At 72.5% G+C, this 24624-nt stretch carries 21 protein-coding genes and 1 pseudogene; 8 read left to right on the top strand and 14 right to left on the bottom strand.

The genetic code is table 11. The features are described from left to right. Positions 1-215: 215 nt before the first annotated feature. Positions 216-2087: a LamG-like jellyroll fold domain-containing protein gene (locus ACFVQG_RS27555; protein WP_383388424.1), complete on the top strand. Its 1872-nt coding sequence runs from the start codon at positions 216-218 to the stop codon at positions 2085-2087. A 129-nt stretch (positions 2088-2216) separates the two neighbouring features. Further along, positions 2217-6521, top strand: coding sequence for a GH92 family glycosyl hydrolase (locus tag ACFVQG_RS27550; protein WP_383388422.1), 4305 nt, complete (start codon positions 2217-2219; stop codon positions 6519-6521). Between the two features lie 23 nt (positions 6522-6544). Here the strand turns inward: ACFVQG_RS27550 and ACFVQG_RS27545 are convergent, their stop codons facing one another. The 8 genes from ACFVQG_RS27545 to ACFVQG_RS27510 form a co-directional block, all read right to left on the bottom strand. Then, entirely contained in the window at positions 6545-7897 is a 1353-nt protein-coding gene (locus ACFVQG_RS27545; RefSeq protein ID WP_383388420.1) for an aldehyde dehydrogenase family protein, read from the bottom strand. A gap of 67 nt (positions 7898-7964) precedes the next feature. Further along, positions 7965-9725: an asparagine synthetase B family protein gene (locus ACFVQG_RS27540; protein WP_383388418.1), complete on the bottom strand. Its 1761-nt coding sequence runs from the start codon at positions 9723-9725 to the stop codon at positions 7965-7967. A 49-nt stretch (positions 9726-9774) separates the two neighbouring features. Next, positions 9775-10287, bottom strand: a complete 513-nt coding sequence (locus ACFVQG_RS27535) for a hypothetical protein (RefSeq protein ID WP_383388416.1) — start codon at positions 10285-10287, stop codon at positions 9775-9777. Between the two features lie 58 nt (positions 10288-10345). Then, positions 10346-11182: a hypothetical protein gene (locus ACFVQG_RS27530; protein ID WP_383388414.1), complete on the bottom strand. Its 837-nt coding sequence runs from the start codon at positions 11180-11182 to the stop codon at positions 10346-10348. Between the two features lies 1 nt (position 11183). Further along, a complete protein-coding gene (locus ACFVQG_RS27525; RefSeq protein WP_383388412.1) occupies positions 11184-12296 on the bottom strand; it encodes a hypothetical protein in 1113 nt (370 codons plus the stop codon). Then, complete coding sequence (locus tag ACFVQG_RS27520) at positions 12293-13315, bottom strand: hypothetical protein (RefSeq protein ID WP_383388411.1); 1023 nt, start codon at positions 13313-13315, stop codon at positions 12293-12295. Before ACFVQG_RS27520 ends, ACFVQG_RS27525 begins: the two co-directional genes overlap by 4 nt. Further along, entirely contained in the window at positions 13312-14019 is a 708-nt protein-coding gene (locus ACFVQG_RS27515) for a cupin domain-containing protein (protein ID WP_383388409.1), read from the bottom strand. Before ACFVQG_RS27515 ends, ACFVQG_RS27520 begins: the two co-directional genes overlap by 4 nt. Before the next feature lie 155 nt (positions 14020-14174). Further along, on the bottom strand, positions 14175-14519 hold the full coding sequence (locus tag ACFVQG_RS27510) for a winged helix-turn-helix transcriptional regulator (protein ID WP_383388407.1): 345 nt from the start codon (positions 14517-14519) through the stop codon (positions 14175-14177). Positions 14520-14615: 96 nt separating this feature from the next. Here ACFVQG_RS27510 and ACFVQG_RS27505 point away from each other — a divergent pair, with 96 nt between their 5' ends. After that, positions 14616-15497 carry an NAD(P)-dependent oxidoreductase gene (locus ACFVQG_RS27505; RefSeq protein WP_383388405.1) on the top strand — a complete coding sequence of 294 codons (882 nt, stop codon included), beginning with the start codon at positions 14616-14618 and terminating at the stop codon, positions 15495-15497. 12 nt (positions 15498-15509) lie between these two features. Here ACFVQG_RS27505 and ACFVQG_RS27500 read toward each other — a convergent pair whose 3' ends face one another. Beyond that, complete coding sequence (locus ACFVQG_RS27500) at positions 15510-16115, bottom strand: hypothetical protein (protein WP_383388403.1); 606 nt, start codon at positions 16113-16115, stop codon at positions 15510-15512. A gap of 179 nt (positions 16116-16294) precedes the next feature. Between ACFVQG_RS27500 and ACFVQG_RS27495 the strand changes: the two genes are divergently transcribed. Next, a complete protein-coding gene (locus ACFVQG_RS27495) occupies positions 16295-16678 on the top strand; it encodes a DUF4180 domain-containing protein (RefSeq protein ID WP_383388401.1) in 384 nt (127 codons plus the stop codon). A 75-nt stretch (positions 16679-16753) separates the two neighbouring features. Then, positions 16754-18097 carry an NAD(P)/FAD-dependent oxidoreductase gene (locus ACFVQG_RS27490; RefSeq protein ID WP_383388400.1) on the top strand — a complete coding sequence of 448 codons (1344 nt, stop codon included), beginning with the start codon at positions 16754-16756 and terminating at the stop codon, positions 18095-18097. 39 nt (positions 18098-18136) lie between these two features. Here ACFVQG_RS27490 and ACFVQG_RS27485 read toward each other — a convergent pair whose 3' ends face one another. From ACFVQG_RS27485 to ACFVQG_RS27470, 4 genes are all read right to left on the bottom strand, one after another. Next, the gene (locus ACFVQG_RS27485) at positions 18137-19033 is read right to left on the bottom strand and encodes an RNA polymerase sigma-70 factor (RefSeq protein WP_383388398.1); all 897 of its coding nucleotides are present in this window, start codon (positions 19031-19033) and stop codon (positions 18137-18139) included. A gap of 31 nt (positions 19034-19064) precedes the next feature. Further along, positions 19065-20135 (bottom strand): methyltransferase, encoded by a 1071-nt coding sequence (locus tag ACFVQG_RS27480; protein ID WP_383388396.1) that lies wholly within the window; start codon positions 20133-20135, stop codon positions 19065-19067. Between the two features lie 162 nt (positions 20136-20297). Beyond that, the gene (locus ACFVQG_RS27475) at positions 20298-20684 is read right to left on the bottom strand and encodes a fic family toxin-antitoxin system, toxin component (protein ID WP_383388394.1); all 387 of its coding nucleotides are present in this window, start codon (positions 20682-20684) and stop codon (positions 20298-20300) included. Beyond that, positions 20681-20977: a DUF1778 domain-containing protein gene (locus ACFVQG_RS27470; protein WP_383388392.1), complete on the bottom strand. Its 297-nt coding sequence runs from the start codon at positions 20975-20977 to the stop codon at positions 20681-20683. The genes ACFVQG_RS27475 and ACFVQG_RS27470 overlap by 4 nt, the downstream gene beginning before the upstream one ends. 473 nt (positions 20978-21450) lie before the next feature. On the opposite strand from ACFVQG_RS27470, the pseudogene ACFVQG_RS27465 reads away from it, so the two are divergent. Continuing rightward, positions 21451-21618 (top strand): annotated as a pseudogene (locus ACFVQG_RS27465) (response regulator transcription factor); the annotation flags it as partial. Between the two features lie 297 nt (positions 21619-21915). Here ACFVQG_RS27465 and ACFVQG_RS27460 read toward each other — a convergent pair. Then, entirely contained in the window at positions 21916-22911 is a 996-nt protein-coding gene (locus ACFVQG_RS27460) for an aldo/keto reductase (RefSeq protein ID WP_383388391.1), read from the bottom strand. A 126-nt stretch (positions 22912-23037) separates the two neighbouring features. Between ACFVQG_RS27460 and ACFVQG_RS27455 the strand changes: the two genes are divergently transcribed. Together ACFVQG_RS27455 and ACFVQG_RS27450 are read left to right on the top strand one after the other, a co-directional pair. Further along, the gene (locus tag ACFVQG_RS27455) at positions 23038-23889 is read left to right on the top strand and encodes a helix-turn-helix transcriptional regulator (protein WP_383388389.1); all 852 of its coding nucleotides are present in this window, start codon (positions 23038-23040) and stop codon (positions 23887-23889) included. A gap of 92 nt (positions 23890-23981) precedes the next feature. Beyond that, complete coding sequence (locus tag ACFVQG_RS27450; protein ID WP_383388387.1) at positions 23982-24542, top strand: DinB family protein; 561 nt, start codon at positions 23982-23984, stop codon at positions 24540-24542. Positions 24543-24624: the final 82 nt, after the last annotated feature.

Genomic DNA, 24624 nt, shown 5'->3' with positions numbered 1-24624 from the left:
CCCAGACCGCCCGACCACAACCTTCCGGTCGCCGCGACCGGGAGGCCTCTTCCTCGCACCGCGCCGTGTGGTGACCTCATCGAACCCCACGCACCGAGTTGGCGCTCCCGACCCGCGTGCGGCCCCGCGCGTTCAGCGCCGCTTCTCCCCGTGCTCGCCCCCGGCGCCCACGATCCTCGCTGACGGGGGACCGTTCCTTCACCACGGGAGATCGCATGAGCAAGACCACCGACCCAACCCCGGGGCGCCGCACCCTCCTTCAGGCGGCGGTCGCCGTCCCCGCGGCCGGGGCCGCCGTCTCACTGCTCGGTGCCGGGGCGGCCGAAGCCGCCACCCAAGGCGCACGGCACGGCCACTTCGACACCGAGTCACCCCGCTTCGCCCTCGCCGTACTGCCGGACACGCAGTACCTCTTCGATGCCGACAGCGCCGACCCGGAGCCGCTGAGAGCGACGTTCCAGTACCTCGTCTCCGAGCGCAGAGAGGCGAACATCGCCTTCATGACGCACCTCGGCGATGTCACCGAGCACGGCACCAAGGGCGAGATCGACCTCGCCGCCGACACCTTCCGCACCATCCACGGCAAGGTCCCCTACAGCGTCCTCGCGGGCAACCACGACATCCCCTCCGGCGACGACCAGCGCGGCGACACCGCCTATCTGCGCGCCTTCGGGCCCCGGCGGTTCAGCGGCATGCCCACCTTCGGCGGCGCCTCCCCGGACGGCTACAACAGTTACCACGTCCTGCGGGCGGCCGACCGGGAGTGGCTGGTCCTGGCCCTGGACTGGCGGGCCTCCGACAAGGGCCTGGCCTGGGCGCAGGACGTCCTCGACACGCACCCCACCCTCCCCGCCATCCTGACGACCCATGACCTCGCCTGGGCCGGGGACGACGGCGAGGCACACCTGTCCGGCAACGGGCAGCGCCTGTGGGACCGGATCATCCGCGGCAACGACCAGATCTTCCTCGCGCTGGGCGGCCACTACTGGCCGCCGGGACGCACCGTGCTCACCAACGACGCGGGGAACGACGTACACCTCCACATCACCAACTACCAGGACCGCTACTACGGCGGCGCCGCCATGATCCGGCTCTACGCCTTCGACCTGGCGCGCGACACCATCGACGTCCAGACCTTCGCCCCCTGGTTCCTCGCCCGGGACCCCGCCAAGCGGACCCCGCTGGAGGAGGAGACCATCGAACTGACCGGGGACACCGACCGCTTCAGCCTCGGCATCGACTTCGCGGACCGGTTCAAGGGCTTCGCCCCGGTCGTCCCGCCGAAGCCGCGCCCGGCGCACCGCGTGATGCCGCGCGGCACCGTCGCCTACTGGCGCTTCGACGCCGACGGCCTCGACGCCACCGGCCGCCCCGGCGCCACCGTGCCCCCGGGGGCCGTGGCCCGCGACCTGACCGGCAACGGCAACGACCTCACCGTCCGGCTGCTGCACAGCAGCGCCGCCGAGGTGCTGACCTGGTCCGGCGACCACCACAGCGACCAGCCCGCGCACGCCAGCCTGCGCTTCGACGGCGGCAAGCAGCCGGACCGGGGCGCCGTCCTCACCACCCACGCCACCGCCCCGCTGAACAGCATGAAGTTCCGAAGCGGCTTCACCATCGAGACGTTCATCAAGCTGCCCGACCCGTACCAGGGCGACCACGCCTGGATGGGCATCCTCAGCTGGGAGGGCCGCAACGGCGACGCCGGGAAGACCACGGGCTGGTCGAAGGACGAGCCCACGTGCAGCCTCAACGTCACCCCGGAGCGCTTCCTGCAGTTCGTCCACTACCCGGACGTCCAGGACGCCGACCCCACCTCGTGGAGCCACGCGCTGCCCGTCGGCCGCTGGACCCACATCGCCGTCGTCAACGACGGCCGCCGCACGGTGATGTACGTGGACGGCTCGAAGATCGCCCGCAACCCGTCCCAGCCCGCCACCGGCATCGAGACCCTCGGCAAGCCCTTCGTCATCGGCGGCACCCAGTTCGCCGAGGAGTTCGGCCAGGGCTTCTACGGCTGGATCGGCGACACCCGCCTCGTCGACCGCGCCCTGAGCCCGCGTGAGTTCATGCTGCTCACGGACTAGCGCGGGCCGGTTGTTCACCGAGCCGTCCCCTGCCGGTCTTGCGCAGGACCGCCGACACCGTGAAGGTGTCCCCGTCGTGACGTCGCCTCAGCGATCCCTGCTTTCACACCGAAAGGCACCGCATCCTTGATGTGGACTTCACCCGGGCAGCCGCCCAGCCAGCGCCCGCCCTCCTCCAGACCCCCGCTCCTACGCCGCCGGGTCACCGCCGTTGCCCTCGCCCTCAGCGCCCTGGCCATCGCCCCGGCCCCCGCGCAGGGCGCCGACACGGCCTCCGACATCGGCGCGTTCCAGGCGGTCGACCAGTTCATCGGAACCCAGCTCGACACCTCGCAGAACAAGGGCAACAGCGCCTACGGCAACACCTGGCCCGGCGCCACCGTCCCCTTCGGCATGGTGCAGTCGAGCCCCACCACCTACCGCACCGGCGACGGTGACCAGAAGGGCGGCTACGAGTACACCGCCGACCGGCTCCGCGGCTTCGGCATGACACGGCTGTCCGGCACCGGCTGCGAAGGCCGGTTCAGCGGCTTCGACTTCCCGGTGCTGCCGTACACCGGGGCCCTGCCGGACGGGGCCCTGCCCACCAGCCCGGGCAGCGCCATCAAGGACTACTACCTCGGCTACGACCACGCCCAGGAGAAGGCGGAGCCCGGGTACTACTCGGTCGGTCTCGACAACGATGTCAAGGTCCAGCTGACCGCCACCACCCGCACCGCCGTGAGCAGCTACGACTTCCCCGACCAGGGCAGCTCCACGCTGATCCTCGACACGGCCGGGTCCAACAACCGGGTCTTCGGCAGCGAGGTGACCGTCAAGGGCAGCACCGTCGAGGGCTGGGTGGAGGCCGCGTCCGTCTGCGACGAGGGCGGGCGCTACCGTGCCCACTTCTCGGCGACCTTCGACAAGCCCATCCGCTCCCACGGCACCTGGGAGGGCGGCACCGTCACGCCCGGCGCCTCCACCGCCCGCGCGGGCGAGGCCAAGCACGGCGCCGGTACCTACCTCGTGTTCGACCAGGGCGCCAAGGTCACCGCGAAGGTGGGCCTCAGCTACGTCAGCACCGCCAACGCCGCCCAGAACGCGGCCCACGAGGTGGGCAGGCGCGCCTTCGGCGACGTACGCGCCGCCGCACGGCGGACCTGGCGGGACGCCCTGGACACCGTGAGGACCGAGGGCGGCAGCCGCGACGAGCGGGTCAAGTTCTACACCGCGCTGTACCACGCCCTGCTGCACCCGAACGTCTTCGACGACGTCAACGGCGAGTACCAGGGCTACGACGGCAAGGTGCACCGGGTCGCCAAGGGCCGCCACCACTACGTCACCTACGCCGGATGGGACGCCTACCGCAGTCAGGCCCAGCTGGTGGCGCTGATCTTCCCGAAGGTCGGCAGCGACATCAACCAGTCCCTCGTCGACATGGTGGGCCAGACCGGGAAGTGGCCGAACTGGCCGCACCTCAACCAGTCCCAGCAGAAGATGAGCGGTGACTCGCTGCAGTCCCTGCTGGCGTCGATCGACGCCTTCGGCTCCACCGCCTACGACCGGCGGGCCGCGCTGGAGTCCATGAAGGACACCCAGTCGCTCCCGGCCGACGACACCCTGAGGCGGCACGCCTACCAGTACACCAGCGTCGGTTTCATCGAGAACCGCAAGCAGGACGCCGCCACCTCCAAGACGCTCGAGTACGCCATCGACGACTTCGGCATCGCCCAGCTCGCCAAGCGCCTCGGCGACACCGCCACCTACGAGCGGTTCATGGGCCGCGCGCAGAACTGGCAGAACCTGTTCGACGCACAGTCCCTGCACATCCGCCCGCGCGACCGCAACGGCTTCGACCGCGGGTTCAACCTGGGGGAGCGGGGCGACCAGTTCGAGCAGGCCACCGGCTACCAGTACGGCTGGATGGTCCCGCACAACATGGGCACCCTCATCGAGAAGCGGGGCGGCATCGACACGGCCACGGCCGCGCTGGACGAGCACCTCAGCGCCCTGGACGCCGGTGTCTACCACACCCGCGGCGCCTACCTCAGCAACCAGCCGAGCTTCGGCGCCCCGTACGCCTACCACTGGCTGCGGCAGCCGCACCGCACCACGGACGTGCTGCACCGCGCGTCCGCCGAGCTGTACGGCACCACACCCAAGGGCCTGCCCGGCAACGACGACCTAGGTTCGCTGAGCGCCTGGTACGTCTGGGCCAACACCGGTCTGTACCCGGCCGTCTACGGCACCGCGAACCTGCTCGTCAGCGGTCCAGCGTTCGAGCGGGTCGTGATCGACAGCGTGGGCAGCGACCGCAGGGTGGACATCAAGGCACCCGGCGCGGACACCAAGCCCTACATCAAGGGCATGACGGTCGACGGCAGGCAGGTCTCCCGCTCCTGGCTGACCGAGGGCTTCGCCCGCGAGGGCGGCGACATCCGCCTCACCATGTCGTCCACCCCCGGTACCTGGGGCACCAGGGCCACCGACGTGCCCCCGTCCTACACGGACGGCGGTGACGCCCGGAACAACACCGGCACCACGCCGGACGGCGCGGGGAACACCGGCTCGCTGGACCTCAGCGACAACTCCCTGTCCCGCGAGCGCCTCGCCGAGGCTGGCGCCGCACCCGGTGCCAGGCTGCCGCTGGGCGACACCGGCGTCCGCTTCACCTGGCCGGACACCGAGCCCGGCGAGCCGGACAACTGGATCCCGCACGGCCAGCGCGTCGACATGGGCGGCGCCAAGGCGACCGGCATCTCCTTCCTCGGCCTGGCCACCAACGGGCCCTCCTCGGGCACCGCGGTCGTCGAGTACACCGACGGCTCCACCCAGGACGTCGGCGTGCAGTTCACCGACTGGACCCCCGGCACCACCTACCAGTTCGGCAACCAGCCCCTGGTGACCACCACCGGACGCAACCGCGCCGCGGGCGGCTCCGACACCGTACAGACCAAGGTCTTCGGCACCGTGCCACGGCTGCTCGACCCGGCCAAGCGGGTCGCGTCCGTCGTCCTGCCGCAGGGCACCGACCGCGGCGTCATGCACGTCTTCGACGTCGCCCTCACCACCAAGGAGGGCCTGGACGTCCCCGGCACGACCCCGGAGCGGATCGTGCTGACACCCACCGGCACCCCGCACCTCACCCAGGCCGTCACCTGGCGCACCGGCGCCTCGGTCACGGCGGGCGAGGCACGCGTACGCCGCGCGGGCACCGACGAGTGGCGCACCGTCCCGGCACGCGGCAACGAGGAACTCGTCAGCGCCGGTGTCCCGACCCGCACCCACTCCGCCGTCCTCACCGGACTGCGCCCCGGAACCGCCTACGAGTACCAGGTCGGCACCGGCCGCTGGTTCAGCCCCGTCCACACCTTCACCACCGCCGAACAGCCCGGCGCGGACTTCACGTTCCTGTACTTCGGCGACGCCCAGAACGACCTGTCGGCGAAGTGGGCCCCGGTGGTCAGGCAGGCCTACGAGCGCTACCCGGACGCCGTCGGCAGCGTCAACGCCGGAGACCTGGTCAACACCAGCGGCAACGACAGCGAGTGGCGGGACTGGTTCGGCGCCATGGACGGCTACCGCCAGACCACCAACGTCATCGCCGCCCCGGGGAACCACGAGTACTCCGGCGACGCGTTCCTGAAGACCTGGAAGTCCACCTTCGAGTTCCCGGACAACGGCCCGCGCGCCAGCGGGGGAGCGGGTGACACCCCGGCCGAGCGGCAACGCGCCGCGTACGAGGCGCACATGGCCAAGGCCCTGACCGAGACCGCCTACTACACCGACTACCAGGGCGTCCGGTTCATCACCCTCAACGCCAGCACGGGCGACGCCCGTTCCCTGATGACCCCCGCCCAACTCCCCGCGTGCAGCCAGGACTGCCCCGACGCCGAGAAGCTGTGGCTCGACCTCCAGGCGCGCTGGCTGGACGAGATCCTCGCCGACAACCCCAACAAGTGGGCCGTCGCCGTCTTCCACCAGCCGGTCTTCTCCGCCGCCGAGGGCCGCGACGAGAAGCCGGTACGGGACGCCTGGCTGCCGGTCTTCCAGCGTCATGACATCGACCTGGTGCTGATGGGCCACGACCACGTCTACTCCCGTGGCCATGTCGACGCGGACGCCACTGGCACCCCCGGCATGACCACGGGCCCCGTCTACACCGTCACCGTCTCCGGACCCAAGTACTACGAACTGGCCCCGGTAGGCGACAGCGTCTGGAAGCGCAACGGCGCCACCGAGGTGGTCCGCGCCGGGCACACCTCCACCTTCCAGGGCATCAGGGTCACCGACGACCAGCTCCGCTACGAGGCCGTGGTCGCCGCGAAGTGGGACGACAGGTCGACCACCGACAAGGAGGTGGGCGAGGTCCTGGACGCCTTCACCATCACCAAGTACGACGACGGGACCAAGTACGTCACCGAGGACGGTGTCCCGGTGCCGCGCCGCTGAGGCCGGGCACGGCTGATCCGCCGTCAGTCCCCGCGGATCAGCCGTGCGGTCACCGTCTTGGGGCGCTGGTACTCGTGCAGGGCCAGCGTGCTCAGGTCGGTGCCGTGGCCCGAGGCGCCACGGCCGCCGTGGGGGAGTTCGGCGGTCTGCACGAGATGGCAGTTGAGCCAGACCTCCCCCGCGTCCAGCCGCCCGGCGAGATCCAGACCCGTGCTCAGGTCCCTGGTCCACACACTCGCCGCCAGCGCCTGCGGGACACCGTTGGCCAGCGCCACGGCCGCGTCCCGGTCCGCCGCCCGCTGCACGGTGAGCAGCGGTCCGAAGACCTCCTCCACCACCGCCGGATCGTCGTCGGGCAGGTCGGCCAGGATCCGGGCGGGACGCCAGAAGCCGCCCTCCTCACCGGCCCCCGGAGCGATGTCGCCGACGACGGTCCGCCCCGCGGCCGAGCGCTCGACGATGCCGTCGTAACGGGCCAGCTGGTCCGCGTTGTTGAGCGGACCGAAGTCCCGCCCCGCGAGGCTCGCGCGCGCCGCGGCGGCCAGACCCGCCACCGCATCCTCGTAGTTCTCGGGCAGGGTGACGACCCGGGCGGGCGCGGCACAGCTCTGCCCCGCGTTGTACACGCAGGCGCGGACGAGCTGGGTCCAGGTGTCGTCGGGCGCGTCGGGCAGCACCAGCACGGGGGAGTTGCCGCCGAGTTCCAGACTGACCCGGCGCCCTTGGGCACGGGCCGCCACATCGGCCCCCGCCGCCGCGCTGCCGGTGAACGCCACCATGTCGACGTCAGCCTCGACCAGGAGCTGTCCGGTCCGCCGGTCGCCGGGCAGGGCCGTGAGGACCGCGGGTCCGAGCGCCTCGGCGGCGTGCTCGGCGAGGAGTTCCAGGGTGTCGGAGGTGGTCTCGGCGGGCTTGGCCACCACCGTGTTGCCCGCGGCCAGGGCGGGCGCGCACCGCCAGGCGGCCATCATCAGCGGGTAGTTCCAGGGCACGACGACCCCCACCACCCCGAGCGGTTCCCACCGCACCCAGCTCTCGTGGCCGTCGACCAGCCGCCCCGCGGCGGGCGCCGACTGGGCCCGGACGGCGGAGGCGTAGAACCGGAAGAGGTCCGCGACCTGCTCCACCTCGCCCACCGTCTCGCTGTCCGGCTTACCCGTCCCGGCCGCCTCCCGTACGACGTAGGCGGCGGCGTTCTCCTCCACCAGTGCGGCCAGCCGGTCCAGCCGCCGCGCCCGTTCCCTGGGCGTCGGACCGCGCCACCCGGGCGCCGCCGCCCGGGCCGCGGCGACGGCGGACCGCACCTCGCTCTCACGGGCCACGGGGGCGGTGCCACGGACGGCGCCGGTGCGGGGGTTGACGAGGGTGGTCTTCACAGTGCGGTCGCCTCCACGGTTGCTCACGGGTCGTACGCCCGATTCCTCACAGGCCGTACGCCCGCTCTCACAGGTCGTACGCCCGTAGCCACAGCTCCAGTGTGAGCAGCAGCCACAGCTTGCCGCCCTGCCGGGGCAGCAGTGTGCCCTCGCCGCGCATCCAGGTCCGTACGGTGTCGGGCCGGAACAGTCCGCGCTGCCGGGCGGCCCGGCCGAGCAGCAGGTCACCGGCCAGCTCGCGCAGCGGCCCGGTCAGCCACTGCTGCACCGGAACCCGCATACCGCTCTTGGGCCGGTCCACCACCGTCGCGGGCAGCAGGTCCCGGACGGCCTCCTTGAGCACCCACTTCTCCGCCGTGCCCCGCAGTTTGAGCGGCGGGGGCACGGCGAAGGCGTGGTCGATCACCCGCCGGTCGAACAGCGGCGCACGGCCCTCGAGGCCCTGGGAGGCGGTGAGTCGTTCCACCTTGGTGAGGATGTGATGGGCGCCCTTGGTCCGCAGGTTGCAGTGCAGGAGCTGGTTGAGGAGGTGGGTCATGCGGTCCGGGCCGGTCAGGTAGGGCTCGACGAAGCGCTGCGGGGCCGGGGCGGACGCCAGGGCGGACAGCGCGTCCGCGGTGAGTAGCTCCGGCAGGTCGGTCCAGCACTTGCGGTACGACCGCAGATAGGCGGTGGCCCGGTCCTCGTACCAGGGCGCGTCGGGCGACCCGGCGTGCATCTCCCGCACCAGCATCGGCAGGTTCTTCGGCCCGCCGAAGACCGGGTCGCCGCCCTCCCCGTTGAGGACGGTCCGCAGCCCGTCGCCCGCGACCGCCTCCGCGAGCAGCAGGTTGGGCACCGTCAGCGGGTCCCCCACGGGGCTGTCGAGGAGGGCCGCCGTGTCCGCGAGCCGCGCCGCGACGGCCGCGCCGGAGACCGTCAGCACCCGGTGCCGGGTGTGGCAGTGGGCGGCGACGAGGCCCGAGTAGCCGAGTTCGTTGGGGAGTTCGTCGCCGAAGCTGATGGAGTAGGTGTGCACGGGGTGGCTGTGCAGCTTCGCGGTGAGCGCGGTGACGAGCGAGCTGTCGACCCCGCCGGACAGCAGCACACCGACCGCCTCGGCCTCGGGCAGCCGCCGCGCGGTGGCGTCCTCGAGGAGGGCCCGCAGCGTGAGGACGGCCTCCTCGGGCTCCTCCGCGGAGCCGGACACACGCTCCGTCGGCTCCCAGTGCACGGTCTCCGTCACGGTCCCGTCGGCCGCGAGGCGCAGCACCCGCCCGGGGAGGACCTCGTGGACGCCCTCCAGCAGCGTCTCCTCGCCCGGCAGATAGGCGAACGTGAGGAAGGAACGGACGGCCGACAGGTTCACGCGCGTGCCCAGCGCGGGCCAGCGACGCAGGGCGCGCAGGGAGGTGGCGGCGGCCCAGGCCCCGGCCGCGCGGGCGTAGAAGAGGGTGCGGGCGCCGACCTGGTCGCGGATCAGCACCAGCTCCCCGCCGTCGAGCACGGCCAGCGCGAACATGCCCTCGGCCAGCGCCACTCCCCGCGCACCCAGCCGGGCCCAGCAGCGCAGCAGCAACTCGCCGTCCCGGCAGTCGGGCGGGGCTGTGGCACCGTCGGCCGCGAGCGCGGCACGCAGCTCGGCGCGGTTGTACAGGGTGACCTCACCGACCGCACGCCTCCCGTGCGCCTCGAACGGCCCCTCGGCGGGCCCGGGTTCGTCCGGTACGAGGGCCAGTCCCGGTACGACGGCCCGGGCGCCCATCCGCGCGAGGTGCGCGTCGGCCGTGCCGGTGCGGCCGTCGGGGTGCCCGGAGTCCGGGGCGAGGCAGACGCAGAACCGCGCCATCCGAGGCGTCCTTTCCTGTGCGGGTGAGCGGACTGGGCCGGGGGCCCGGTCAGCCGAAGTCGTCGTCGGTCCAGCCGTCGTCGTCGCCCCAGTCCCCGCCGTCCCAGTCGTCGCCACTGTCGTAGGAGACCTCGCCGCCACCGGAGGACGTCGAGTTCTGCGCCTGCTGCCGCAGCGCCTCTTCCTCCTCCGGTGACAAGGCCAGCGGCGGAAGATGAGCGGCGGTGACGGCGAGGCCCGCCACGCCGAGACCGACGAGGAGCGCGCCCATCCGGCCGCCGAAGGACGTCCGGTTGATCATCAGGGTCTCGCCCCGGCCCCACAGGGTCCGGCCGTAGCCGATGTCCCGGCCGTAGGTCACGGTGCCGTCGGCGGGCATGCGCTTGATGATCCTGCCGCCCAGCAGTTCGTCGGTGCCCGAACCGCCCTCGCTGTCGTGCCAGCGCACCACGCCGTCCGGGCCGCGACGGCGCCACTCCTGACGGCCGTCCTCGTAGGTGCGGTGGACGCTGCCGTCGGCGAGCAGCTCGTCCGTGTAGCCGATTTCGCGGGGGCGGATCATGCGCTTCGGTCCTTGGGTCGGCACAACTCGGGGACAGGGAAGGCGGCGTGCGGCCCGGTCATGCGTCGGGCCAGGTCATGAAGCCCGCGGTGCGCAGGTCGCGCAGCTCGCTCCACACCGACTGGCGGGGCGGCCTGGCACCACGCGTGAGCCGCAGTACGGCACGCAGGAGCCGGGCGGGCGGCAGCGCGGCCACCTCGGTGAACCGGCCCGCGGCGAGCCACTGGACCTCGGCGGGCCTGAGCCCCGGCGGCAACGGCCCGAGCGGCGGAAGCGGGCCGGGCCTGCGGCCGGACACCAGCCGCAGCGTCCGCGCGTGCCGGGGCACCAGGCCGAGCGAGGCCACCCGGACGCCGGGCACCGGCCCGAGCACCGCGCGCACCCGGCCGGGCAGGGCGATCCCGGCGGGGCTGGCGTCGTGCAGGACATGCACGGTGGCCCCCTCGGCGCGCTCCAGGGCCGCCACCGTCCGGGCGTCGAGGGGCAGCTCGTCCTCGGCGCTCAGCACGGGGCACGCCGCCTCCACATGGACGTGGTTGGCGAGCAGCATGTGGGCGATGGAGCGGTCCTGGCAGACCAGCAGCCGGGGCAGCCCGTAGGCGTACAGGTCGGGTTCCCGGGCGGGCCCGCCGAGCGTCGGGGCCGGACCGGTCGGCGTGGGGAGCAGCCCGGCGGGCTCCCGGCCGCGCAGGGCCTCGGTGAACCGGGCGAGCCGGAGCGGCGGGGCCGGGCTGTGCGGGATGCGGCGCAGCGGCGCGGGGGTGGGGCGCAGGACGCGGCAGGTCTCGTAGTACAGCTGCCGCTCGGTGAAGCGGAGGGAGCCGGGGGCCGCCGCACGTCGTGCGGCGAGGGTGATGGCCCGCTCCAGCAGCGGCCGGGGTGGGTACGTCGGCATGTCAGTTCCCGTCCTCCGCCGTGGGCTCCGGCCAGCTCATGAACCCGACCGCGACGGCCGCACGGCGTGCCGGGTCCAGGGCGTCGCGGGCCCGTGTCACCGCCCGTTCGACGGCCGACTCCAGCACGGCTGGAGGGACCGCGGCGACGGGGCCGACCCAGCCCTGGGCCAGCCATTCGGCGTCCTCGGGCGCGACGTCCGCCAGCTGCCGCAGCCAGTCGGGCCAGTCGGACGGATCCCCGGCGACGCGCCAGGGTGGCGTCTCGTGGAGTCTGACACCCCGGCGGTTGGTGCGTGCCGCCCGCACCGGCAGTCCCGCGTCCACGACCACCTCTCCCGGGCGGCTGGCGCGGACGTCGGCGACCAGTTCACAGCCCTCCGCGCCCGCGTCGTGGAGCACCACCACGGGCCCGGTGCCGGGCAGTTCCGCGGGGCGGGCGGCCAGGGTGAGGTTCAGGCGACGCGGGATGTCGTTGACGGACAGGAAGACGCGGACGGCACGGTCCGGGCAGAGCAGCGCGACGGGTGGCTTCGGCCCGCTCGACCTCGGCGGTCTGCCGGTGATCGTGCCCTGGTCCGTCTCCCGGTGGTGCTCGTCGTCCACGATCCCGGGCGGCAGGCCCTTGTACACCGACACCCACGGTCCGCGCATCATCGACCGGAAGTCCCGCAGCGCGGGCACCACGAAGGCGCTCGCCCGGCGCGCGGGCAGACGCGAGTCGCCCTTGGCGATCTTGTACACGACGAACGCCAGTCCGAGGCTGATCCACCACATCAGCGCGCCGCCGGGGATGTCCCGCGCGAAGAAGGCGAACACCACGAGTCCGACGACGAGCACCGTAGCCACCAGGCGTCCGGCCCACCTCGGGCGCCCGCTCGCGGGGGACGCCGACCAGCTCGGGTTGGAGCTGCGGGCCAGGTACCACAGCTGGGTGAGAGTGACCTTCCGACGGCCTGAGTCGGTGGCCTTCCCGGCGATGCGCCGGACGCGGGTGTCGTGCATGCCGCGGCCGTGCAACTTGGGGTCGAGAGCGAAGCGCCGCTGGCATTTGGAGCAGACGCTTCCGGTGCGTTCCTTGCGCAGCAGGGACGCCTGGCAGTGGGGGCAGATCACGCGCCGTCCCCTTCCGGCCAGGTCATGAAGCCCACCGAGGCAGCGCGCCGCCGCTCCGGGTCGGCCGCCGCGCGGGCCCTCTCGACGGCGCGGGTGACCACGGCCAGCAGCCTCGCGGGCTCCACCCCGACCAGCGGGAACCCCCAGCCCTTGCGGAGCCACTGGAACTGCGCGGGACTCAACTCCGCGCGCTCCGCGAGCGGTTCCATGACCTCCGCCTTCGGCGGCTCACCCCGCACGGGCACCGCGTTCGCGCGGCCGTACACGGCGTCGAGCGGCAGACCGACGTCGACGACCGGGCGCCCCGGCAGCGCGGCCCTGACCCGGTCCGCGAGCAGCAGCCCGTGGGCGTCGGCGTCGTGGAGCACCAGTACGGGGCCCGGCCCGGGGGAGTCGGAAAGCGCGCCGGGGTCGGCGGCGAGGGTGACCCCGTAGCGAGTGGTGAGGCCCGCGGCGTCGAGGAAGACGGCGATGGACCGGTCCGGGCAGACGAGCACGAGCCCCTCGGACGCCGGGACGGCGGGCGGGGACGGATAGCCGCTGTCGTCGACCACCCCGGGCGGCAGCGCCTGGTAGACGCGCCTCCAGTCCGCCAGCGCACCGGCGTGGAACGCCTTCCGGTCCAGCCGTGGTCTGCCCCGGCCCACCCCACCGATCTCGGCGACGACGAAACCGAGCGCCCCGAGCAGGAGCAGGCCGCCGACGACGGCGAACGCCATGACCGTCAGCAGCCCGGCGATCCCGACGACGAGACCGAACAACGTCAACGCGATCGCGCAGCCCATGTCGACCTGGGTCTCCCGCAGCGACCGGCGGGAGAGGGCGTACCACAACTGATCCGGTGTGCACGGGACCTGGCCGTCCCGGGTGAGCTTGCGGGTGACCCGGCGGACGCGGAGGTCATGGAGCCGCAGCGGGTTGGTCTTGGGGTCGAGGGCGTACGTGCGGCCGCACTTGCCGCAGACGTTGGCGGGGCGTTCCCTGCGGAGCAGGGACTGCTCGCAGTGCGGACAGATCACCGGCGGCCCTCCAGTCCGTGCGCGAGGCGCCGCAGCCGGGCGGCCAGCCGCTCCCGCGCGGTGGTGACACCCGTCCCCCGCACCCGCTGCAGCCGCTCGATGTCCCGCAGGGCGGCGGCCAGCGCGAGATAGCCGGTACGGGCGAGGGTGCCGGTGCCGGAGGGCGCGCCGGTGGACGGCTCGGCGGCGGCCCTGCGCTCCGCCTCGGGGGCGGTGATCGCGTAGTCCTCGTGGTCGATGCCGTAGCCGGTGTTGGCGGCGAGGATGGTCAGCGGGGAGGTGTCCCGGTTGGCGAAGGAGTGCGGCATCATCTCCGGGATGCGAATCAACTCGCCGGGCGCCAGCGGGACTTCGGTGACCCGGCCGCGCTCGCCGTCGTACAGGCCGCAGGCCGCGTAGCCGAGGCTGAGGACGAAGTGCTCCCCGCCGTGCGCATGCGGGGTGAAGGCGCTGCGCGGGCCGACGATGCCGAGCTTCACCGTGGCGTTGGAGGGGCGCTCCGGGGAGGTGGCCGCGTCCCCGACGAGATAGTGGGCGAACTGTCCGTCGTCGATGAACCGCAGCAGATCCCGCTCGGGCCCGAGGTCCCGGGCGCCGTCACGGTCGGCGAGGACGACGGAGCCGTCGGGGCGCAGCCGGTAGAGCCGCACGCCGTGCGGCAGCTCCGATATGCCTGACCCGTCTTCCCCGGCACTACCGAACAAGCGTTCCTCCCCCGAGTGCCACCAGCGCACGCAACCGCATGCTAGCCGCTGATCCAGAACACGACGATGGATCGGGAGAACCAACGGCCGACACGGTGGTGAACAGGGAGATCACCTCGCGGGTCAACAGGCCCCCCGGGGTAGGCACCGAGGCCCTACGGCCGGTCCCGCAGCCGCTCGCGTCCCCAGTCCCCCAGCGGCTCGAGCGCCTTGTTGAGGCGCCTGCCGTCGTCCGTGAGCGAGTACTCGACGCGCGGCGGCACCTCGTCGTAGGCGGCCCGGTGCACGACGCCGTCCGCTTCCATTTCGCGCAGGTGGGAGGCGAGCACCTTCTCCGTGATGCCCGGCAGCAGTCGGCGCAGTTCGCCGAAGCGGCGGTGCGGGTGCTCATGGAGTGCCCACAGGATCAGCACCTTCCACTTGCCGCCGATCACCTCCATCGCGGTGTCGATGCCACAGGCGTGCCCGTCCGGGGCGCCCGGCCGGTTCAGTGTCGTCATGCCCCGCCTCTCTGACCTGTTCGCTCACCCCGGGGTAACCACCCACTCGAAAGTGCGTACTTGATCATGTCCGGGCTGGTGACCAGCCTAATCGGCATGGAAAAGGAAGCACTTGAGAAGACCTCCGTCACCCTGCTGGGCCTCGGCGCCATGGGCGGCGCGCTGGCCCGCGCCTGGCTCACCGCCGGACACCGGCTCACCGTGTGGAACCGCACCCCCGCCCGCACGGCGTCCGTCGTCGCCGAGGGCGGCCGGGCCGCGGACAGCGCCGCCGAGGCCGTCGCGGCGAACACGCTCGTCGTCGTCTGCCTCCTCGACGACGCCTCGGTGGGCGAGGCCCTGGCCGACGCCGACCTGACGGGCCGCGACCTGGTCAACCTGACGACCAGCACTCCCGCACAGGCCCGCGCCCGAGCCGAGTGGGCCCGCGAGCGCGGCGCCCGCTACCTGGACGGCGGCATCATGGCCGTACCGCCGATGATCGGAGTTCCCGGCTCCGGCGGATACGTCTTCTACAGCGGTTCGGGGGAGTTGTTCGAGCGGTACCGGGAGACCCTGGCCGTCCCTGCCGGTACCACCTACGTCGGCGAGGACCCGGGGTTCGCGGCCCTGCACGACGTCGCCCTGCTCAGCGCCATGTACGGGATGTTCGCCGGGGCCGCCCACGCCTTCGCTCTCATCCGAAAGGAGGACATCGATCCCACGGCCTTCGCTCCGCTGCTCGCCGACTGGCTCGTGGCGATGGCACCCGCTGTCCACCAGACCGCCGACCAACTGCGCAGCGGTGACTACACCAAGGGTGTCGTGTCGAATCTCGCCATGCAGGTCGCGGGCACACCGACCTTCCTGGACACGGCCGAACAGCAGGGTGTCAGCCCCGAACTGCTGACCCCCTACTTCGCGCTGATGCGCCGCCGCCTGACCGAAGGCAGCGGGGACGAGGACCTGACGGGCGTCATCGACCTCCTGCGGCGCTGACCGGCCGCGCGCTCACCGGGTGGGTTCGGACTCCTCCGCGGCCGGTGCCCCGGCCTGCGGCTGCGCCCCGTCGGCGGCGGTGTAGAAGACGGAGCGGCCCTGTGTGCTGCGCTGTGCCTGGCTCTTGGCCACGAGCGTCTCAAGGGTGCCGCGCACGACGGTGGTCTTGAGCTTCCGCTCGGGGTGGGCCTCGGCGAGCGCGGCGGTGATCTCCGCCGCTGAGCGGGGCTCGCTCTGTTCCGCGAGGTGGCCGTGGACCAGGTCGACCAGCGTGGCCTGCTTCGACTCCGCGCTCGCCGTGGCGGCCTTGCGCCCGCTCGGCTTGGCGGCCTTGGCACGGCGCTTGGACGAACCGCCCGTCTTCTTGCGCGGAGCGGGCACCTTGGGTGTCTCGTCCGTGAGCGTGGGCGCGGGGGCGGCCTCCGCGGTGATGCCGAGTGCCTGCTGCATGCTCACCAGCACGGAGTGATCCTGCTGCACGGTGACCAACTGCTCCTGGAGAGCGGCGATCTCCGCACTGATGCGCTCCTGTTCCTTCACGTTGCGCTCGAGGTCGCCGGACACCTGAGCGGCGTACTGCGATGCCAGTTCACTGGCGGATGTGGTGCTGTCGGACATGGCTGTCTGCCCTTCCTGCCGGACGCGTTGTCGCTGTCACCACGGGCGCGCGGATGCCGCGAGCGCCGTGGTGTAGCGATGTTACGGACATCCGGAACAGTTGGCTGACCACCCGCGGCACCGCTCGGGCCCGTAATCGAGGTCGACGGTACCGACACAGGGCCCTAACCTCGACCTCCATGACCAACTTGGAGACCGTTCACGATGTGCCCGTCCTGATGTGCGCGCCCGAGGGTGACACCTTCGCCGACACCAGAGATGTGCTGGATCTGGCGGGCAACGCCTCCTACCAGGGCGCCCAGTGGGTCGTCATCCCGGTCGAGCGTCTCGATGACACGTTCTTCGATCTGAGCACCCGTGTCGCCGGTGAGTTCCTCCAGAAGTTCGTCAACTTCCGGGTGGGTGTCGTCGTCCTGGGTGACATCTCCCGGCACGCGGCGACCAGTTCGGCCCTGCGGGACTTCGTCCGGGAGTGCAACCGCGGACGGCAGACATGGTTCCTCGGCAGCGTCGAGGAGTTGGGTGAGCGGCTGAGGTGGCAGGCGGCTTCGGCCGGTCGCTGACCTGGGTTCCCACGCTGTCACATTCTCCGGCGCTGTCCGGTCTACAGGGTGTGGAGCGAGGAAACCGAGGACAGCATGCGTGAGATTCTGATCGTGGGTGGCGGCTACGCGGGCTTCTACACGGCGTGGGGCCTGGAGAGGAAGCTGCGTTCGGACGAGGCGCGGGTCACCGTGGTCGACCCGCGTCCGTACATGACCTACCAGCCCTTCCTCCCCGAGGTGACGGCCGGATCGATCGAGGCACGCCACGCCGCCGTGTCCCTGCGACGGCACCTGAACCGGACCCGGCTGATCGCGGGCAGGGTCGTCGAGATCCGCCACGCGGACCGCACGGTCACCGTCCGCCCGGAGCGCGGAGCCGACTACGAACTCCGCTACGACACCGTCGTGATCACGGCCGGAGCGGTGACCCGCACCTTCCCGATCCCCGGCGTGGCCGAGCGGGCGATCGGTCTGAAGCACGTCGAGGAGGCCGTGGCCGTCCGCGACCGGCTGATGACCGCGTTCGACCGGGCGGCGTCCCTCCCGCCCGGTGCCGAGCGGCGCAGGCTGCTCACCGTCACCTTCGTGGGAGGCGGCTTCTCCGGCGTCGAGGGCTTCGGCGAACTGCTGTCCCTGGCGACCGCCATGCTCAGGTCCTATCCGGAGCTGAGCCTCGACGACCTGTCCTTCCACCTGGTCGAGGCGCGGAACCGCATCCTGCCGGAGGTGGCGGACCAGCCCGGCGAGTGGGTGGTGCGCCACCTGGAACGCCGTGGCGCGCACGTCCACCTGAACACCCAGCTCGTCTCGGCGGAACACGGACACGTCGTGCTGTCCGACGGGGCGGAGTTCGACTCCGAGCTGATCGTCTGGACCGCGGGCAACGCGTCCAACCCGGTCGTGCACAACCACACCGACCTGCCGGTCAACGAGCGGGGCATGCTCGTCGTACGCCCCGACCTGCGGGTGGGCACCGACAACGAGCCCGTGCCGGAGGCGTGGGCGGCCGGGGACGACGCGGCCGTTCCCGACCTCGCCGCGACCACGCCGGGTGCCTACACGGTGCCCAACGCCCAGCACGCCGTCCGGCAGGGCAAGCGCCTCGCGCGGAACATCGCCGCGGACCTGCGCGGGAGGAAGGCGCGGAACTACCGCCACAGCAGCCTGGGCGTGGTGGCCACGCTCGGCATCGGCCGGGGCATCTTCCAGTACAAGCGCATCGTCATCAAGGGGTTCCCCGCCTGGCTGATGCACCGGGGCTATCACGTCCTGGCCGTCCCCACCTGGGAGCGGAAGGTGCGCGTGCTCAGCGTCTGGCTCACCGCCGCCCTGTTCGGCCGCGACCTCGTCTCCCTCGCCTCCGTCCAGCATCCCCGGGAGGCGTTCGTCACCGGCGGCCGGGCCCCCGCACACGAGGAGGACCGGCTGGCTGCCTGACGAAGAGACCGCGCTTCACGGAGGGCGCCATGGCCTGACTCAGCCGCTGAGGGACCGCACGTACGGCAGCAGCTTGTCCGGGTTCATGACCCACATGAGCCGGTCGATGCCCTCGCCGGACACATCGGCCGTCAGCAGCGCGAAGGGGCCGCCGTCGGTGGACACGAGGACGGCCGGGCGGCCGTTGGCCTCGACCCAGCGGACGTCCGTCCCCGGCCAGAAGCGGGGCGCGAAGGCCACGACGAACCGGGAGACATGCGTGCGCCCGAGGACGGGGATCCGCGAGGCGCCGCGTGCCCCGTTGCCGTCGGTGTAGCTGACGACGTCGGCGGCGAGGAGGCCCTCCAGCGTGCCGAGGTCGCCGGTCCGCGCGGCGGTGAGGAACCCTTCCAGCAGCCGCCGGTGCTCGGTCCGGCTCACGCGCTCCCTGCGCTCGGCGGCCAGGTGCTTGCGGGCACGGCTCACCAACTGGCGGGTGTTGCCCTCGCTGGTCTCCAGGATCTCGGCGACCTGCTGGTAGGGGTAGTCGAAGGCCTCCCGCAGGACGTAGGCCGCCCGCTCCACCGGGTTCAGCTTCTCCAGGAGCAGCAGGACCGCCATCTCCAGCGCCTCGGCCCGCTCCGCCCCGGCCTGCGGATCCCGGCTGGTGTCGATCGGCTCGGGCAGCCACGGACCGATGTACGACTCCCTGCGCACCCGCGCGGACTGGGCGAGGTTGATGGCCAGCCGGGTGGTGATCGTGGCCAGGAAGGCGGCCGGTTCCCTGATGTCACGCCGGTCCGCGCGCTGCCACCGCAGCCAGGTCTCCTGGAGGATGTCCTCCGCCTCGGCGGAGCTGCCGAGGACGCGGTACGCGATGCCGAACAGCTGGGGGCGGGCCTTGAGGAAGTCCCCGGTCGCCTGGTCGAGGGAGTCGGCGTCGTCCCCAGCGTGCATGATCGTCCCTTCCGGCCGCGAGGCCGTCATGCTACGGCCTGACGTCGTACAGGACGTTGAAGGGGTCGTCCGCCGTCGACCGGGTGACCTCGTTGAACCCCGCCTCGGTGCAGAGGTCGCGGACGACCGCCTCGGGCATGCCGCACGTTCCGAGGGCGGCCCCGCCGTCGGCGAGGGACGTGGTCATGCAGTAGAAGACGCTGAACCCGTAGAACATCGAGGCCACGGGACCCACGTTGTCCTGCGGCCGGTCCTCGCAGTTGATCTCGAGCATCAGGTAGTCGCCGTCGTCCCGGACCGCGGCCCTGATGGCGGCCAGGAGCCCCTTGGGATCCGCCGAGTCATGGATGACGTCGAAGGTGGTGACGAGGTCGTAGCGCCCCGGCAGCCCCTGGGCGGCGTCCACCGTCGTGAAGGTGACCCGGTCGGCGACACCGGCCCGCTCCGCGTTCGCCCGGGCGCGCTCCACCTGCCCGGGAAAGTTGTCGAAGCCGGTGAAACGCGAGCGGGGAAACGCCTTGGCGAGCACGATCAGCGCACGGCCCGCCCCGCAGCCCACGTCCGCGACGTCGACGCCCCGCTCCAGCTTCTCGACGACGTGCGGGAACGTGCTCAGCCAGTCGTCGACCATCACGCTCTCGAACCAGCTGCCGGTGAACCGGCTCATGCCGTCCCACAGGATGTCCGGGTAGTCGCTCTGCCGGACCCCTCCGCCGTTGCGGAACGCCTCGGCCAGTCGCTCGTACGGTGCCAGCGCGGCGGGCAGCATCTGGTACACGCCGCCGAGGAACATGGGCCCCGCCTCGTCGGCCAGGGCGGGGGCGTGCTCGGCGGGCAGGGTGAAGCGCCCGGGCTCCGGTTCCTCCAGATAGCCCGCGGCGGTGAGCCCGCGCAGCCATTCGCGGACGTAGCGCTCGTTCAGGTCCAGTCGGTCGGCCACTTCCCGACTGCTCGCGGGGCCGCGTTCGGCGAGGTCTCCGAACAGGCCGAGTCGGTCGCCGACATGGCACAGGCCGACGGTCATCGTCCCGCTGAGGTCGCCGAGCGCCTTCTCCATGAAGGCCTCGACCTTCGCTTCGTCCAGTTCCTGTCGCACCGCCACGGTGCCCCTTCCGGCCCAGTCCGGTCGCGGAGTGCGACCGCCCCGGACAGGAAAACACCGGGCCGACCGGTCGCGGCGCCGCCACGACGCGCGGTGGCACCGGAGCCGGACCGCCTCACTCGATCCGCGTATCCGGCCGCCGCGGGACCTGGCGTCGGGCGGTCAGGCGGCGGCCCACCCGCGCAGCTCGCGGGCGATCCGGGCCACGCCGAGCGCTCCCGAGGCCGCGTCGCGTACCAGCGCCACGGCCGCCTTGGGCGGGTAGTCGAGTCCATGGCCGTTGAGGATCAGATAGGCCTCGGTGGTGTGCCAGGCGAAGGCCTCGTTGGAGTGTTCCAGGCACGGCAGCTTCGCCAGGGTCTGCAGCAGTGCCGCGGCCTTCAGGTGCGGCGAGCCGTAGATGTCGCGCTCCATCGCCCGGGCGTTGACGCGGGCGACGGCGGCGTAGAGCGGGCCGTAGTCGTCGACCTGGGGATCACCGTCGAGCAGCTCGGCGGCGTGCAGCAGGAAGGTGACGTCGAGCGGGTGCGGCGGTTCCGGCTGGGTCACGCGGCGTGCCCTCGCTCCTGCTGCTCGAGGTCGCGCCGTGCCTCCGCCTCGGCCGCCCGCTGTTCGGCGCCGGGATCCACGCTGCTGGGCTCGGCCGCGAAGGCGGCGCCGCTACGGGCCATGGACGCCCGGAAGCCCTCCAGGAACCGCCGCTCCACCGCGGTCGCGCGGTCGTAGGCGGCCGACAGGATGTACTCCTGCATGCTGACCCCCGCCTGCTTCGCGGCGGCCGCGATGGCCGCCCGCTGCGCGGGGTCGGGGAAGCGCAGATTCATCGCCTTGGGATCCGACATGGCCCCCACGGTACCAGCGGTACCACGGAGCTGTCCCGGGTCCCGGGAGAACACCACCGACCACGGGCCGCGCCCCCGAGGCCCAGCCCGCACCGCCCGCGGTCGGTCACATGGCAGCGGCGTGGAGCGCAGGCCCGTACCGCCGTGGTGCTGGAACGAGACGCTGCGGGGGACGGGCCGCGCCGTCGTCCGGTGTGGGGCTGACCTTTCCGTACACCAGCGCGGTAGCCGGACGCGACGTACGACTTTCGCGGTACGCGTCCCTCTACCGCCCTCGTTTGACGACCGCCGTCAGGTCCGGGGATACGCTGCGCCGGTGCGGATCCCCCCGTTCGCCGTCGACGTCCCTGATCGCTGTGGCGCAGACCGGTGTCGCCGTGCTCCTCGGGATGGAGGCCGGGCAGCAGGGCCACCGGGAACTGGGCGCGTTCGCCTACGCGTTGGTCGTCCTCGCGAACGGGGCCGTCGCGTTCCGCGGCATGTCCAACCCGGAGTTCGCCGACCAGCTGTTCATCAGCGAGGCGACCGTCAAGACGCACCTCAACCGCACCATGACCAAGCTGGACCTGGGCAGCAGGGCGCAGGCCGTCGTGGTGGCGTACGAGACGGGCCTGGTGACCCCGGGCACCGGCGACGGCTGACGTACCGCGGGAGTTGACTCCCGTACCGCCGTGGTCGTCGTGAGACGACGACCCTGCCCTTCCGACTCCTGGACGGCGACGGCGGGGAAGACGGGCCGGACGCCGTCATCGGCGCGGGGCGCCTGAGCATCCGGCCCACCGACCTCCTGCACCAGTTGACGACCTTCCGGACGACCTTCCGGACGACCTTCCGGACGACCGGCCCGGGCGGCCGGGCGGCGCTGGACCGCTGCGGGTGGTTCTTCGTGGGGAGGCTCCGGGACGTGTACGGGCGGCCGTGAGACCGGATGTGGTGTGTCAGTTCCCCACGCCGAGCCCGGACATGAACGCGGACGGATAGCGGTCGCCACGCGCCGCGCCCAGAGGCACCGCCTTCTCGATCTCGGCGAGGTCGTCCGCGGTGAGGTCCAGCCCCAGCGCGGGCAGCGCCTCCGCCAGCCGCTCGCGGGTGCGCGCGCCGACCAGCGGCACGATGTCCACGCCCTGGGCGGCCACCCAGGCGATGGCGAGCTGCGCGACGGTGCACCCCTTCGCTGCGGCGATCCGGCGCAGCGCCTCCACCAGGGCGAGGTTGTGCTCCACGTTCCCGCTGGTGAACCGGGGATTGTGGGCGCGGCTGTCGCCGGGCCCGGCGGCCCGCTCGGGCGACCAGTGCCCGGAGATCAGACCCCGGCTGAGGACGCCGTACGCGGTCAGGCCGATGCCCAGCTCCCGGAGCGTGGGCAGGATCTCCGCCTCCACGCCGCGGGAGATCAGCGAGTACTCGATCTGGAGGTCCGCCACCGGATGCACGGCGTGCGCCCGCCGGACCGTCGCCGCGTCGACCTCCGACAGACCGAGGTGCCGCACGTACCCGGCGTCGATCATTTCCTTGATCGCGCCCACCGTCTCCTCGACGGGCACCGCCGGGTCGAGCCGGGCGGGACGGTAGATGTCGATGTGGTCGGTGCCCAGCCGGGTCAGCGAGTAGGCCAGGAAGTTCTTCACCGCCTCGGGACGGCCGTCCTGGCCGCCGAAGTGCGGGCCCGGCCCGCGCAGCATGCCGAACTTGACGCTCAGCCGGTAGCTGTCCCGGTCCCGGCCGCGCAGCGCCTCCGCGAGCAGCAGCTCGTTGTGGCCCATGGCGTAGAAGTCGGCGGTGTCGATCAGTGTGACCCCGGCCTCCAGCGCGGCATGCACGGTGGCGATGCTCTCGGCGCGGTCGGCACCGCCGTACGCCCCCGACATGCTCATGGCGCCCAGGCCCAGGGCGGAGACGGTCGGGCCGGTGCTGCCCAGGGTGCGAAACTGCATCACATGCTCCTCGTGTCGTCGGTCTGCCCCCACTGTGGGAGCGCGCCGTGGGGCACGGGAGAGGAGCCTTCATCATGGGAGCGCCGCTCCCTGGCTGGGCTCCCGGTCACGAGGGACCCTTGGGACATGCAGCGTGACGAACTCGCCGACTTCCTGCGCCGCCGCCGCGAGGCGATCCGTCCGGCCGAGGTGGGCATCGCCGACGGCCCGCGCCGCCGCACCAGCGGCCTGCGCCGCGAAGAGGTGGCGATGCTCGCCGGAGTGTCGGTGGACTACGTCGTACGCCTCGAGCAGGGCCGCAGCAGCCACCCCTCAACCCAGCTGCTCGGCGCCCTGGCCAGGACCCTGCGCCTGTCCGACGACGAGCGCGACCACCTGTTCCACCTGGCCGGACACCAGCCCCCGCCCGCCGACGGGGTGGCCCGCCTCGCGCGCGCCGGGCTGGTGCGCATGCTCGACCTGCTCGGCGACACCCCGGCCCTGGTGCTGTCCGACCTCGGCGAGATCCTCGCTCAGAACCGGGCGGCCCTGCTGCTGACCGGCGACCACACCGACTTCACCGGTGACCGGCGCTACGCCGTGTACCGCTGGTTCACCGACCCCGCGCTCCGCGCCGTCAACCCGCCCGAGGAGCACGAGCAGTACGCCCGACGGCTCGTGGCCGACCTGCGCGCCACCGCGGGCCGTCGCTCCGGCGACCCCACGGTCACCGCCCTCATCGAACGGCTCCAGAGCGAGAGCGCCGACTTCCGGCGCCTGTGGGCCGAGCACGAGGTGGCGGTCCGGCGCAGCGACCGCAAGACCTTCCTGCACCCATGGGTGGGCCGTCTGCGGATGGACTGCGAGACCCTGGTCACCCCGGACCAGGGACAGCAACTGCTGGTCCTCACCCCGGCGGACACCGAGACCCGCGAACGCCTGGACCTGCTGCGCGTACTCGGCACCCAGGAACTGCCCACCGGCCCGACCCCACAGTGAACCGCCCGCCTCCGCCGACCGGGACGGCACCCCGCCAACGCCACCGGATAAATGCCTGGCGGCCGGGACCCGCACGGACCAGCATGGCGCGCATGAGTGAACAACCCACACGCTGGACCCAGGCGACCGTCTACCCCGACATGTGGGCCGACCCCGGCGACGACCCCCGCGACAGCGAAGGCCCCGGCCCGGAGGGCGAGCTGGCGACGCTGGAGGACTTCCTGGTCAACTACCGCAAGACCCTGCTGATGAAGTGCGAGGGTCTCGACGCCGAACAACTGGCCCGGCGCTCGGTGCCGCCGTCGACGATGTCGCTGCTCGGGTTGGTGCGGCACCTCGCGGAGGTGGAGCGGGACTGGCGCAACTGGATCACCGAGGGCGACCTGCTGCCGAAGCTCTACGGCAGGCGTGACGCGGACTTCGACGAGGCGGTGGGCGACCAGGCCGTGGTCGACGCCGCGTACCGGGACCTGGAGCGCGAGCAGGCCGCGACCGACGCCGTCCTGGCCGCGCACCCGGACCTCGGAGCGCGGGTCGGCAGGGAGAACATCGCGGTGCGCGAGCTGCTGGTGCACCGGATCGAGGAGTACGCCCGGCACTGCGGGCACGCCGACCTGCTGCGCGAGTGCGTCGACGGACGGGTCGGTCAGTAACAGGCCCGGTAACAGGCCCCGCACCAGGGGACGGTACGGCCCGCGCGGGCACGGGTGTCACACGGGTGTCAGTGGCATACGT

The sequence above is a fragment of the Streptomyces sp. NPDC057877 genome (assembly GCF_042796855.1).
Lineage (GTDB): Bacteria > Actinomycetota > Actinomycetes > Streptomycetales > Streptomycetaceae > Streptomyces.
The sequence above is the reverse complement of the archived record's forward strand: the minus strand, read 5'-3'. Positions and strand labels throughout refer to the sequence as shown.